Origin of the sequence: Micromonospora sp. LA-10 (assembly GCF_051853095.1) — a bacterium.
GTDB lineage: Bacteria > Actinomycetota > Actinomycetes > Mycobacteriales > Micromonosporaceae > Micromonospora > Micromonospora echinospora_A.
On sequence record NZ_CP195710.1, the window covers coordinates 2660102 to 2673145 of the forward strand.

At 71.9% G+C, this 13044-nt stretch carries 11 protein-coding genes; 3 read left to right on the forward strand and 8 right to left on the reverse strand.

Going from position 1 to position 13044, the window contains the following annotated elements:
• Positions 1-8 precede the first annotated feature (8 nt).
• The 6 genes from nfi to ACSDG8_RS12390 all read right to left on the reverse strand — a co-directional run bounded on the left by nfi (position 9) and on the right by ACSDG8_RS12390 (position 6655).
• On the reverse strand, positions 9-728 hold the full coding sequence (nfi, locus tag ACSDG8_RS12365; RefSeq protein WP_439427889.1) for a deoxyribonuclease V: 720 nt from the start codon (positions 726-728) through the stop codon (positions 9-11).
• Between the two features lie 17 nt (positions 729-745).
• Positions 746-1189, reverse strand: a complete 444-nt coding sequence (locus ACSDG8_RS12370; protein ID WP_439427890.1) for a hypothetical protein — start codon at positions 1187-1189, stop codon at positions 746-748.
• Positions 1186-1656 carry a hypothetical protein gene (locus ACSDG8_RS12375; RefSeq protein WP_439427891.1) on the reverse strand — a complete coding sequence of 157 codons (471 nt, stop codon included), beginning with the start codon at positions 1654-1656 and terminating at the stop codon, positions 1186-1188. The genes ACSDG8_RS12370 and ACSDG8_RS12375 overlap by 4 nt, the downstream gene beginning before the upstream one ends.
• Positions 1657-1660: 4 nt before the next feature.
• Positions 1661-5554 (reverse strand): toxin glutamine deamidase domain-containing protein, encoded by a 3894-nt coding sequence (locus tag ACSDG8_RS12380; RefSeq protein WP_439427892.1) that lies wholly within the window; start codon positions 5552-5554, stop codon positions 1661-1663.
• 327 nt (positions 5555-5881) lie between these two features.
• Complete coding sequence (locus ACSDG8_RS12385) at positions 5882-6238, reverse strand: hypothetical protein (protein ID WP_210896552.1); 357 nt, start codon at positions 6236-6238, stop codon at positions 5882-5884.
• Positions 6239-6241: 3 nt separating this feature from the next.
• Positions 6242-6655: a YbaB/EbfC family nucleoid-associated protein gene (locus ACSDG8_RS12390; RefSeq protein ID WP_210896554.1), complete on the reverse strand. Its 414-nt coding sequence runs from the start codon at positions 6653-6655 to the stop codon at positions 6242-6244.
• A 78-nt stretch (positions 6656-6733) separates the two neighbouring features.
• Here ACSDG8_RS12390 and ACSDG8_RS12395 point away from each other — a divergent pair, with 78 nt between their 5' ends.
• Positions 6734-7969: an SUKH-3 domain-containing protein gene (locus tag ACSDG8_RS12395; RefSeq protein ID WP_210896556.1), complete on the forward strand. Its 1236-nt coding sequence runs from the start codon at positions 6734-6736 to the stop codon at positions 7967-7969.
• 19 nt (positions 7970-7988) lie between these two features.
• Here the strand turns inward: ACSDG8_RS12395 and ACSDG8_RS12400 are convergent, their stop codons facing one another.
• Positions 7989-9428 carry an aldehyde dehydrogenase family protein gene (locus ACSDG8_RS12400; RefSeq protein ID WP_210896559.1) on the reverse strand — a complete coding sequence of 480 codons (1440 nt, stop codon included), beginning with the start codon at positions 9426-9428 and terminating at the stop codon, positions 7989-7991.
• A 142-nt stretch (positions 9429-9570) separates the two neighbouring features.
• Between ACSDG8_RS12400 and ACSDG8_RS12405 the strand changes: the two genes are divergently transcribed.
• Together ACSDG8_RS12405 and gabT are read left to right on the forward strand one after the other, a co-directional pair.
• Positions 9571-11007: a gamma-aminobutyraldehyde dehydrogenase gene (locus tag ACSDG8_RS12405; RefSeq protein WP_210896561.1), complete on the forward strand. Its 1437-nt coding sequence runs from the start codon at positions 9571-9573 to the stop codon at positions 11005-11007.
• A 5-nt stretch (positions 11008-11012) separates the two neighbouring features.
• Positions 11013-12284 carry a 4-aminobutyrate--2-oxoglutarate transaminase gene (gene gabT, locus ACSDG8_RS12410; protein WP_210942763.1) on the forward strand — a complete coding sequence of 424 codons (1272 nt, stop codon included), beginning with the start codon at positions 11013-11015 and terminating at the stop codon, positions 12282-12284.
• 66 nt (positions 12285-12350) lie between these two features.
• Here the strand turns inward: gabT and ACSDG8_RS12415 are convergent, their stop codons facing one another.
• Positions 12351-13010 carry a hypothetical protein gene (locus ACSDG8_RS12415; protein ID WP_210896563.1) on the reverse strand — a complete coding sequence of 220 codons (660 nt, stop codon included), beginning with the start codon at positions 13008-13010 and terminating at the stop codon, positions 12351-12353.
• Positions 13011-13044 lie beyond the last annotated feature (34 nt).

The window sequence follows — 13044 nt, forward strand, 5'->3', positions numbered from 1 at the left end:
CCACGCGTTCACCGCCGGTCCAGGTCACCGCCGGAGACGACGGCCGCAGCGAGCGCCCGGCGGCAGAGCTGGTCGGCCGTCCGGGTCGTCTCCGGCAGCCGGTACCGGGGCGTCAGTGCCAGTACCCGTTCCACCGCGTTGTCCAACCCCATCCGGTGCCCGACGCTGACGAAGACCGGCCGGACGCCCTCCCGGGTACGCAGCACCCGCCCGATCACGTCGCCCTCGTCACACAGGTCGGCGCTGTCACCACGCTCCGGACCCGGCCCCGTCCACGAGCCGACGAGCGGCGTCTTGCCCACCCCGATCGCGGGCAGCCCGGTCACCAGACCCATATGGCAGGCCAGCCCGAACCGGCGCGGATGCGCCAGCCCGTGCCCATCGCACACCAGCAGCTCTGGGCGGACGGTCAGCCGGCCCAACGCCGCCAGCAGCGCCGGCATCTCCCGGAAGGCGAACAACCCCGGCACGTACGGAAAGGCGGGCCGGCCCACGCACACCGCCTCGTCCACCACGGCGAGGCTGACCGCGTCCAGCACCGTGACGGCCGCGGCGAGCAGGTCACCGTCGGGCGCGTAGGCCACGTCCAGCCCGGCCACCGTCGCGGGCGCGCTGGGACCGGGCCCCACCAGGTCCACCCGAGATCGCAACTCCTCCTGTACGCGCGTCGCCTCCGTCACGTCGGCGGGCGGCACGTACGGCACAGGCGGACTTTCGTCGACGGACATGAGGTTCCCGGGCCGTGTCAGGAGGCGGTGGTGGCGATGGTGGGGTCGGCGGCGGGGTCACCGGCCTGCTGGAGCTGCTCCTCGAACATCACGAAGGTCCGCCGCCGGACTCCCCGGATCAGCGCCTGCTCCTGCGGCGTTGGATACCGGCGCTCCTCCCGAAGCGTGTCCTCGATCGCCCGAACGGTCTCGTAGAGAGCGAAGATCGGCCCGTCGCCGCGCAGATAGCGGCCCCGTTCGTGCTCAGTGAGCTGAATGAACTCATCTCGCGATATCTCGTTGATCTCGTCGCCGCCGATGAAAAGCACCTTGTCGATGAGATTGTTGGCCTCGCGCCAACCGCCGGTGTCCTTGGAGAGTCGCCAGCCAGCCATGCCACCGTCAGCGGTGGCGACCAACTTCACCGGAGAGTCGTAGTAGCTGAAGAAGTTGGGCAGCCTCAAGCTCGCCAACTGCCTCATCGCGGTGGCTCCTCGCGGTCTTCGTCAGCCGACAGGCTGACGACCGTCGGGTCGGCGCCGGGGTCACCGGCGCGCTGGAGTTCTTCTTCGAACATCACGAAGGTCCGCCGCCTGATCCGCTTGATCAACGCCTGCTCCGTGGGCGTCGGATATCGACGCTCCTCCCGCAGCGTGTCCTGGATCGCTCGAACGGTTTCGTAGAGAGCGGAGATCGGCCCATCACCGCGCTGACCCAGGCCCCGCTCCTGCTCGACGTACCAGACGAACTCCTCGGGGTTGATCTCGAATATCTCGTCGTCCCTACCGAACAGCACCCTGTCCACGAGATCGTTCGCCGGCTGCCAGCGGCCGTTGTCGAGTGAGAGCCGCCAGCCCGCCATGCCGCCGTCCTCCGTCCTCACCAACTTCACCGGCGAGTCGTAGTAGAGGAAGAACTTCGGCAACACGAGGCCGGCCGGATGGGTCACTGTCTTACGCCTCTCCCAATGTCTGCTGTACCGCGTCCCAGTAGATGGTCTGCATGCGTCTTAGCAGACCATCCCGGACCGCCGTCTCCATCGTCGTCAGCGGACGTCCGTCCAGCTCCGCCAGCGCATCGAGGTCGCGCCGGACCTCATACAACGCATGCTCCCATTCGGCGACGACCTCCAAGGCTTTGAGTTGCAGGCGCAACTCCCCGACGTGCCCATTAGACAGGCGAAGGTTCAGCAGGATGTCACAGTGACCACTACCGTTCGGAACGACGAAGCGATCCTTGACATCCAGAATCATCACGTCGGGATCCTCGACGAGGTCGGCTAACGCGTCATAGATGTCGTTGAGAGTGGAGAACTCCACCTTCGCGGCGGCCAAGTCCTTCAGGCGAGAAGCGTCATTTCCATATTCGACCATTTTGTCCATGATCCGGCCCTGCGTCTTAGGTTCGGTGCGCCAGCCGGGCTCCCCCTTTTGTCCCGCAAGTGCGGTAGCGATCGCATTCAGGCTCACTTGCGCTACAGCCGCTTCGGCATTCAGCCCGGCTAGATATTCGGCGACATAGTCCGGGTCCCGCTTCCTGCTCGGATCGAACCCGTCCTGTCCGGCCGGTTGGCGCCGGGAAGCCAGGTACCGCGTCAGCCTGAGCTGCTCAGGAGTCAGTGGAATGGGGGAAGGGTTCGGGTCGCCCTCCAGCACCTGCGCCTCGGGTCCGTCCGTCTCGATATCCGCCAGCACGTCGCCGAGCACGTCGATGGCCTGCTGATGGCTGGCCAGGTGGTGCAGGGTCAGCGGCCGCGCGGTCAGCGAGTTCGCGAGTTCCGGTGTCGCCAGGATCATCCGGACCAGGTCGGGCCGCTCCGCGAGCTGCCGTACCAGCGTCTCGGCCAGCAACTCCTCCCGTCGCGGTGGCGCTTCCCAGCTCTGGTCGAGCATCCGTTGCACGCGCGGGTCGGCGAACAACCGCGTCAGGTCCGCTGCGGCGGCATCGTCCAACCCGGGTACGAGCCGCCGCAGCGTCGGCACGTCGGCGGCCTGCGCCAGTTCGACCGGTGTCACCCCGGCGGCGAAGGCCGCGTCGAGGCTTCCGCTCTCGGCGAGCACGTCGCGTACGTAGTGCCCGCCGGCGATCCGGTCGGCGTGCGCCTGCCGGTGTTCCTCGCGTACCCGGTCGGGCTGCGGCTCGACGGGCGGCGCGTTGCCCGGCAGTGGTCCGTCGGCCCGGCGGTGGATGGTGGTGGACTCGCCGAGCAGGTGGACGTGGTTGAAGTCCGGCGCGTTCCCGTCGTCGGCCGGCGGCGGCTCGGGCAGGCGTGGCGGCGCGGGGCGAGGCCGGGGTTCAGGCAGGACGTTGTACGTGCCGGGCGAACGGCCGGTGAGCGGCCTCGGCCGTCCGTCGGGGCCGAGCACCAGCGCGTCGACACCGACCACGTTGCCCTCGAACGGGCGGCCGCTGTGGTGATAGAGCGGCCGGTCGGCGACGGCGCCCGACTGCGGGTCGAGGAAGAGGATCGTGCCGTTCTGGTTCAACGCCACCCAGGCGTGCGATCCGCCGCCCTCGAAGCTGGTGATGAGGAACGCGTAGCTGCCGTGGCCGCTCGACGCCAGTTGCGCGTACAGGTCGCGGTAGCCGCGATCCACCAGCCACTGCCGCTCCGGGCCGGTGATGCCGGGCCGGTCGACCGGGCACAGGTTCTGGAACCGGCCACCGGTGGTCTCCTCGACCCGCAGCGGTCCGTCCGCCTCGCCGCCCACCGGCCGGAGCACGTCACCGTCGAGGTAGCCGTCGAACGTACGCGGAGCGGCGACCCGCGGCCGCCCGTGGACCCAGGTCTCGAACAGCGACAGCGTGCAGTCGAGGCAGTTGATGCCCCGGGTCGCGTCCGCCGCCGGCCCGCCGTCGTTCGCCAGGCGGAACCACCCGCCACGGCGGGGATCGGCGGTACGCGCGACGCTGCCGTCCGGGTTGCGGGGCATCTGCCGTTCCAGGTCGGTCTGGTGCAGCGCGAGCGGCGGCCGGAGCCCTCCCCTGCGGCCGTAGGGCCGGGACCTGTCGATCGGTTCGGGGTGGCCATTGCCGGTGAGCGCCGAATGGTCGGCCGTCTCGACCGCGCCGACGGCCAGGTCCGCCACGTCGTCGTTGATGCGGTAGAAGTCGAGGTCGTCCTCGACCATCACCCGCTCCGGCACGACTCTTCCGGCGAGGACCTGCCGAGCCTCCTGGCGCAGCTCGGCCGCCTCGAGATCCGCCTCGTGCGCTTCGCGGTGCCATCGTTGTGCCGCCAACGTCCGCCCGGTGCGACGTAGCTCCATCGCCTGCGCGGCCCAGTCGCTGGCCCGTTCCTCGTGATAGGCGGCACGTTCATGCAGCCAGTCGGCCCTGGTCTGGCGCCGGCGATCCTCGAACCACGTGCGCTGGGACTGCAGATAACCGTGGTAGCGGCGCCGGTCGAACGACTCGCGGTCGGCCGCGAGGCGCGCGGCGCGCTCCCGGATGGTCCGCAGGTCGGGAGGCGGCGGGTCGACCGGGCCAGGGCTGGGTGCCGGCGGATCGGCGGCAGGCCGGGGTGGTGCCAGGGACTCCAGCAACGGGAAGCGCGGATTCGGCGTCGGGCGGGGATCCGGCCCGAGCGGCCCTTGGGGTGACGCGGACTGCGGTGGTGGCGGCGGGGTGTTCACCGGTGCGGGATGTGCGACGCCGGGGACGGTCCGGTCCGACAGTGGTGGCCCCGCCGACTGCGGGTGATCCCCGACCGGCGGGGACAGTGTGGCCGGCCCCGCTGCAGCCTGGACCGGAGTCGACGGCAGCGGGGCGTTGCCACCAGGCGTCACGGTCGGGGAACCCGTGCCGGTTCGCGGGTCGGGCTGCTCGGTGGGCGACACGACGGGCACATCCGTGATCACCGAGGACAACGTGGGGCTGGATGCGACCGGTAGCCGTGTCGCGTCCGGTGGGGTGGCACCGGCCACCGGCGACGCCACCGTCTCCGGCGCCGGATGCGGCGGATCCACCGCGAGGGGGTGGGAGGCGGCAGCGTGCAGCGAGACGGGTGTGGGTGTCGGGGAGAGCTGGCCTGCCACCGCTTCGCCGCCCTGAACGACCGGCTCGGCGACCCGCTGGGCCGGGATGAGCCCGACGGGGTCGGCGACGGGTGGCACGTCCAGGCCGATCGGCGCAACGGTCAACCCGCTCAACTGGCCGTCGAGGCGGCGTTGCAGCGCCGAGTCCGCCTGATTGGTGGCGGATCCGCCTGCCCCGGAGGCGGCCGCCCGCGCCAGATCCTCCAGCGACGGCCCCTGACCGGTGGCCAGCCCGGCCGCGGTCTCGGCCAGTGTCTCCCCGGCCATCTCCCGGCCGAGCCGCTCGCCGATCTCCGCGAACCGCCCGCTCGCATGCCGGCCCAGACCGGCGAGCGGCGCAACCGCTCCACCGGCGAAGCCGCCGAGAGCCGACGTGCTCACGTCGGTCAGGTCCAGGCCGTCACGTCGGCCGGTGGTGTTCTGGTACGCCTGGGTCGCGAGGTTCGTGCCCGCCTCCTGACCGGCCTCCACCAGGCCGCCGAGCGCCGCCCGCCGGGCCAGCCCACGGGCACCGGCCTTCGCCGCCTCCTTCGCGGCCCGTTCGCCCGCCTCCTTGAGGCCCTGCTTGACCGCCTTGCGCGCGAGCTGGGCCACCAGGCGCTTGAAGATCTGCTGAACGACGACCCTCGTCGCGGTGATCGCGGCGGCGGCCGCCGGGGAGGCGGCGCCCAGGGTGAGCACGGCGGCCACCGCCAGGGCCAGCAGCTCCACGACCAGGATGCCCAGCTCGATCCATGCTTCGAGCTTCGCGCCCTCGATGTCGCAGCCGCAGGAGTCGACCAGCCGGCCCAGTTCGTCGGTGGCCGCCACGAGGACGTGCAGCGGCGCGTCCTCACCTTCGGCGAGCTTGTGCCAGGCCGTGTCGAACGCGCCGGCGACCAGGCCGACGCCGCCGTACCCGCTCTTCACCTCACCGGCGGCGGCGGTGGCGTCGTCACGCGGACCGGTCAGGACGCCTGCGACGCCGTACCACTGGTCGGCCAGGTCCCAGACGGCGCGCTCGTTGCCCTCCGGCCACTCGACGCCGACGACCCAGTCGAGCGCCTCGTAGATCCAGCCGGGCACGTCCCACGGGCAGAAGTCGAGCGGGTGCGGGATCGGGCTGGGCAGCATGCTCACGCGCGGATCCTCCGGTGGTCAGCGCCAGTGCCGATGCGGGTTGTGGCCTTGCTGTGGGATCTTCCCGAGGTCACGGGCGTTGCTCAGGTCCGTCTCCACGGTGGCCGCGACCGAGCGGACGACATCCGACCCGAGCACCTCCAGCGACCGGCCGAGTTGTTCCCACGCGCGCAGCAGCGTCTCGGCGTACCCCTGGTAGTGCTTGTCGAAGGCGGTGCCGATGTCGTCGCGGCCCCAGGGTCGCTGCGCGCCGGCGGTCGCGATCGGGTCGCCTGTCTCCCGCCGGGCCGCGCCCATCGCCTTACCGGACAGGGTCAGGTCGGCGCCGCCGCGCCGGGCCCGGTCCGGGTCCAGCCAGATCTCTCCCCCGGCCACCTGTCACTCGCCGCGTGCCAGCACGGCGTCGGCCCGGCCGAGCAGCGCGCCGAAGTCATTGGTACGCAGGAACTCGACCGACGGCGAACCCGGGGGCAGATAGCCGGAGACCAGCTCGCGGGTGGCGGTGACAGCGGCCGTGGAGGCGCGCAGCACGGTCTCGGTGATCTTCCGGCTCAGCCCTCGGGCGTCCCGCTCCTGGAAGGCCGCCGGGCTCACCTCGACGCTGATCAGCTCGCCCCGCGCACCGACCACTGCGGTCACCTGACCGTCGTCGGAGCGTTCGGTGACCCGCAGCTCGGCCAGTTTGACCTGAAGTTCGTCCAGACCGGACCGCAACCGCTGGTACTGGCCGTACACCTCGTCGAATCGCGCGCGCAGTGCACGGTTCGCATCCCGGTCCGCACTCTCGGCCACCGCCGCACCCCTTCCGTCACCGTGGGTAGGCCCGACCATACCGGGTGCCACGAAATCCGTGAGGTCCGGTAATTTCAAGTGGTGATCGAGCGACAGCAGGCCGAGCAGATCGCCTCGGTATGGGCCCGGCGGGACTCCGACCGCCTCGGTTTTCCCTGCACGCCCGTGGTTGAGGAGTTCGACCTGGGCTACGTGGTGCTGTCCACTGTGTCCACGGACGCGCGGGCGCTACCCGGCGACCTGCCGACCACAGTCATCGACAAGGAGACCGGCGAGGTGTCCACCTGGCCGCGGATTCCGGCACCGGCGGTCGAGGCGATGTACCGGCAGCAGCGGCCCGCTGAACCCCGTGCGCCGCGAGCCGTCGACCCGGCCGCTCAACTGCTCCGCGAACTGACCCGGCTGCCAACGCCGGGCGCGGCGGCGCACCTCACGCTCGACGGCCGGCGGCACGTCGCGCAGGGCGCGAAGGGCGACGTCGAGGTTCGGCACCATCCGCTGGTCCAGTCCTATCTGGATTCTCTGCCCCCGGGCCATCTGGTGCGTGGCGGTGAGCGGCACGCCGAGATGATCGTGGTCTCCGACGCGCTGTACGAGCACGACCACCGCCGGGCCGCCGACGGCCTGGCACCACTGACCATCGAGGACGCCCGCGACCTGCTCGGCACCAGCCGGATCGAGAGCTTCCGGGTTCGCGAGCCCGGTGACCCCGCGGGCGGTCCGGCCGACCTCCGCTGCGAGTCGTGCATCAGGTTCCTCGTGCACGTCAACGCGCTTCCCTGGCCGGAGTTGGCCTACGCCGAGGAATGGCAGTCGGATCCGCAGACACCCCCCGAGCCCGGCCGGTTTCCCACCGAGGTCGCGAACGCGCTGGTGATCGCGGGCTGGCGGCCGCACTTCGGCGACGAGGTCTCCGCCGCCACCTCGGTCCGTAAGGTCACCGAGGTCAGCGGCACCAAGCACGCGCACGCTTCCTTCCCCGCCGCGCTGGCGACACTCACCGCCTTTCCCGGGCTGGTGACCGCCCGCCAGGGTCCGGGCGAAGCGGTGTGGATCTCCCGCTTCGAGGTACGTCCGCGAAAGATGGCGCACAGCGCCGACTCTCTCGCCGACTTCGGGGCGGTCATCGACGCCCGCCTCTTCCCGCTCGGCAGCGAACGTCAGGAGAGCATCCTCGCCGTCGACGAGCACGGCCGGATCTTCGCCCTGGACCAGGCCGGTGAGTGGTTCCTCGGCCCCGACATCGACGCCGCCCTCACCACCCTGCTGCTCGGCCGCGCCCCCGCCCGGGTCCGCGACGACGGCACCTGGTGAGTGGCGGGCGGGCGAGCGATCAGAGGGCCACGCCGGTCAGCACGGTGACCCGCGGCTCGGTGTAGTCGTCCATGGCGCTGCGCAGCCCTTCCCGCCCGACGCCGGAGCCCTTCACGCCGCCGTACGGCATCTGGTCCGCCCGGTACGACGGCACGTCCCCGATGATCACGCCGCCGACCTCAAGCGTGCGGGCGGCGTCGAACGCCACGTCGAGCCGGTGGGTGAAGACGCCGGCCTGCAGGCCGTACGCGGAGTCGTTGACGGCGGCGAACGCGGCCCGGTCGTTCGCGACCGGGGCGACCACGAGCACCGGCCCGAACACCTCCTCGGCGCACACCTTCGCGTCGGCCGGTACGCCGCTGAGGACCGTGGGCGGGTAGGTGGCGCCGTCGCGCCGACCGCCGGTCTCGATGACGGCGCCGGCGGCGACCGCCTCGTGCACCCAGGTCGCGACCCGCTGCGCGGCCTCGACGGACACCAGCGGGCCGACGTCGGTCAGTTCGGAGCGCGGGTCGCCGGTGCGCAGCGCCTGGACCGCGGCGACGAGCCGGGGCAGGAAGCCGTCGTAGAGCCATTCGTGCACGTAGACGCGCTGCACGGCGATGCACGACTGCCCGGCCTGGTAGTTGGAGAACGTGGCGATGCGGTGCGCGGCGAACGTCAGGTCCTCGTCGGCCGCCCAGTCTTCGCAGATCACCGCCGCGGCGTTGCCGCCGAGTTCCAGCGTGACGTGCTTGTCCGGCGCGACCCGCCGGATGGCCGCGCCGACCGGCCCGGAGCCGGTGAACGACACCACCGGCAGCCGCGGGTCGGCGACCAGTTCGGCGGCCCGCTCGTTCGGCAGCGGCAGCACCGAGAACATGCCCTCGGGCAGGTCCGTCTCGGCCAGGATCTCGCCGAGCAGCAGCGCGGTGAGCGGGGTGGCCGGGGCCGGCTTGACCACGATCGGCGCTCCGACGGCGAGCGCCGGGGCGACCTTGTGGGCGACCAGGTTGAGCGGGAAGTTGAACGGCGTGATGCCGAGCACCGGGCCGCGCGGCACGCGCCGGACCAGGGCGATCCGGCCGGTGGTGGCGGGGTCGGTGTCGAGCCGTTGCAGGTCGCCGGAGAAGCGGCGGGCCTCCTCGGCGGCCCAGCGGAACGTGGAGACCGCGCGCCCCACCTCGGCCTTGGCCCACTTGACCGGCTTGCCGTTCTCGGCGGTGATCAGCGCGGCGACCTCGTCGGCCCGCTCGGCGAGCCGCCGGGAGACGTGGTCCAGGGCGGCCGCGCGGGCGTGCGCGGGCAGGGCCGCGGCCTCCGCGGCCACCGCGGCGGCGCCCGCGACGGCGGCTTCGACCTGGTCGGCCGTGGCGATCGTGGTACGCCCCACCGGCTGCCCGTCGTACGGGTGGATGACTGTCAGCTCGTCCTCGCCGTGGGCGGGGCGGCCGGCGACGTAGAAGGCTCTCGGCTCCACGACCGGCAGCCTAGACCACAGGCGCTCACGCGGAAACAGTTGCTCAAACCCTTGTCTGCCTCGGATTTAGTAGCCAAGATGGCAGTCAGATTGCGATAACCTCCGCTGACCCTCTCCCCGGCCACCTTCACGGAGACTTCTGATGAGCGACCAGCAGCAGCTGCGCAACTTCGTCAACGGCGAGTACGTCGACCCGGTGGACGGCGGCTACGCCGACCTGATCGACCCGTGCACCGGCGAGGTCTTCGCCCAGGCCCCGGTCTCCGGCGCGGCGGACGTGGACGCGGCGATGAAGGCCGCCTCCGCCGCGTTCGAGACCTGGCGGGACACCACTCCGGCCGAACGGCAGCGGGCGCTGCTGAAGTTCGCCGACGCGGTGGAGGCGCGGGCCGCGGAGCTGGTCGACGCCGAGGTCCGCAACACCGGCAAGCCCCGGCAGCTCACCACCGAGGAGGAGCTGCCGCCGGCGGTGGACGAGCTGCGCTTCTTCGCCGGGGCGGCCCGCCTGCTGGAGGGTCGCTCGGCCGGCGAGTACATGGCCGGGCACACCTCGTACGTGCGGCGCGAGCCGATCGGCGTCTGCGCCCAGGTGACGCCGTGGAACTACCCGCTGATGATGGCGGTCTGGAAGATCGCCCCGGCGCTGGCGGCGGGCAACGCGGTGGTGCTGAAGCCGTCGGACACCACGCCGGTGTCGACGCTGCTGCTGGCCGAGATCGCCGCCGAGCATCTGCCGCCGGGTGTGTTCAACGTGGTCTGCGGCGACCGCGACACCGGCCGTACGCTGGTCTCCCACCCGACGCCGCAGCTCGTGTCGATCACCGGCTCGACCCGCGCGGGCATGGAGGTCGCCGCCGCGGCGGCGCCGGACCTGAAGCGGACCCACCTGGAACTGGGCGGCAAGGCCCCGGTGGTGATCTTCGACGACGCGGACCTGGCGGCGGCGGCCGAGGCGATCGCGATGGGCGGCTACTTCAACGCCGGCCAGGACTGCACAGCGGCGACCCGGGTGCTCACCGGGCCGGGCATCCACGAGGACTTCGTGGCCGCGCTCACCGAGCAGGCCCGCAACACCCGTACCGGCGCGCCGGACGACGCCGACGTGCTCTACGGCCCGCTGAACAACGCCAACCAGCTCGCCCGGGTGAGCGGTTTCGTGGACCGCCTGCCGGACCACGCGAACGTCACCACCGGCGGGGCCCGGGTCGGCGAGCGCGGCTTCTTCTACGCCCCGACAGTGGTCTCCGGCGTACGGCAGACCGACGAGATCATCCAGGACGAGGTGTTCGGGCCGGTCATCACCGTGCAGCGCTTCTCCGACGAGGACGAGGCGGTGCGCTGGGCCAACGGCGTGGACTACGGCCTGTCCGCCTCGGTGTGGACGCGCGACCACGGCCGGGCCATGCGGATGACCCGGCGCCTGGACTTCGGCTGCGTCTGGGTGAACACGCACATCCCGTTCGTCTCGGAGATGCCGCACGGCGGCTTCAAGCACTCCGGCCACGGCAAGGACCTGTCGGTCTACAGCCTGGAGGACTACACCCGGGTCAAGCACGTCATGCACAACATCGAGGGCTGATCCCGGTGGCCACCAGCGAGGAGTTGCACAAGCGCCGGGTCGAGGCGGTGGCGCGGGGCGTGGGCAGCACGATTCCCGCGTACGTGGACCGGGCGGGCGGCGGCACGATCACCGACGTGGACGGGCGGGAGTGGATCGACTTCGCCGCCGGCATCGCTGTCACCAACGTGGGCAACTCCGCGCCGCGGGTGGTCGAGGCGGTACGCGCGCAGGTCGAACGGTTCACCCACACCTGCTTCATGGTCGCGCCGTACGAGTCGTACGTGGCGGTCTGCGAGCAGCTCAACGCGCTGACCCCGGGTGGCTTCGGGAAGCGCTCGGCGCTTTTCAACTCCGGCGCCGAGGCGGTGGAGAACGCGGTGAAGATCGCCCGGCACGCGACCGGGCGGCCCGCGGTGGTGGTGTTCGACCACGCGTACCACGGCCGCACCAATCTGACCATGGCGCTGACCGCGAAGAACATGCCGTACAAGCACCGGTTCGGGCCGTTCGCCGGCGAGGTCTACCGGGTGCCGATGTCGTACCCGCTGCGCGACGGCGGGCTGGACGGCGCCGTCGCGGCGGCCCGGTCGATCGAGATGATCGAGAAGCAGGTGGGCGCGGAGAACGTGGCCGCGCTGCTGATCGAGCCGATCCAGGGCGAGGGCGGTTTCGTCGTACCCGCGCCGGGTTTCCTGCCGGCGTTGCGCGAGTGGGCGACGGCGGCCGGGGTGGTGTTCGTCGCCGACGAGATCCAGACCGCTTTCTGCCGCACCGGCGACTGGTTCGCCTGCGAGCACGAGGGCGTCGAGCCGGACCTGATCACGCTGGCGAAGGGCATCGCGGGCGGGCTGCCGCTGGCGGCCGTCACGGGCCGGGCGGAGCTGATGGACGCGGTGCACGTCGGCGGCCTGGGCGGCACGTACGGCGGCAACCCGATCGCCTGCGCCGCCGCGCTCGCGTCGATGGAGACGATGCGGGAGCTGGACCTGGCCGCCGCCGCGCGCCGGATCGGCGCGGTGATGGGCGAGCGGCTGCGCGCGATCGCCGCCGGTGACCCACGCATCGCCGAGGTACGCGGCCGGGGCGCGATGCTCGCCGTGGAGATCGTGGCGCCCGGCACGCTGACCCCGGACCCGGCCGCTACGACGGCGATCTCGGCGGCCTGCCACGCGGCCGGGCTGCTCACGCTCACCTGCGGCACCTACGGCAACGTGCTGCGGTTCCTGCCGCCGCTGGTCATCTCCGACGACGAACTGGGCCGAGGCCTGGACATCCTGGCAGCCGCCTTCGGCTGACCCCGGACGTGGAACACCATGGGCGTGATCTCCCCCGGGCCCGCCCATGGTGTTCCACCCGGGAACTCAGCGGATCAACTCGACGGTGTTGCGGCGGACCAGGTTCTTGCCCGGTTCCCGGATGGCGTCCATGGCGGCGGTGTTGAGCAGCACGCAGCTCCCGGACGGCCCGGTCACAGTCACCGTCACCGCCTTGTTGTTGTCCAGGTTCGTCACCCGCAGCCGGGTGCCGAGCGGGAACTGACCGCTGGTGGCGGCCGGCGTCCCGCCCTCGGCGAAGAACGTGATCGCGCCGGAGCAGACGCTGCCGCCGATCGGCTGCGCCGCGCCGGGCCGGGTCTCGCCCGGCTGGGCGTCCGGTGCCGGGGCGGCGGCGCCGTCGAGGCGTTCCACCACGTTGCGGCGGATGACGTTCTTGCCCGGCTCGCGCACCAGGTCCATGGCGGCGGTGTTCAGCAGCACGCAGCTCCCGGACGGCCCGGTGACAGTCACAGTGGCCACCTTGCGGTTGTCGAGGTTCGTCACCCGCAGCCGGGTGCCCACCGGGAACCGATCGCTCGTAGCGGCCGGCGGCCCGCCCTCGGCCGAGAAGGTCACCGACCCGGCGCAGACCGACCGCCCGAGCGGCGCGGTGTCCGCGAACCCCAGTCCGGTCCCCACCGAGACCGCCACCGTGGCGGTCACCGCCACCGTGGCCGCCATCACGTGCTTGCGCTGCACCTTCACGTTCTCTCCCGTCGTCGCTGTCGTTCGTCGCGTG

Excerpts from the sequence above, each read along its gene's own strand:
- nfi (WP_439427889.1), bottom strand. The coding sequence starts at position 728 with ATGTCCGTCGACGAAAGTCCGCCTGTGCCGTACGTGCCGCCCGCCGAC.
- ACSDG8_RS12370 (WP_439427890.1), bottom strand. The coding sequence starts at position 1,189 with ATGAGGCAGTTGGCGAGCTTGAGGCTGCCCAACTTCTTCAGCTACTAC.
- ACSDG8_RS12405 (WP_210896561.1), top strand. The coding sequence starts at position 9,571 with ATGAGCGACCAGCAGCAGCTGCGCAACTTCGTCAACGGCGAGTACGTC.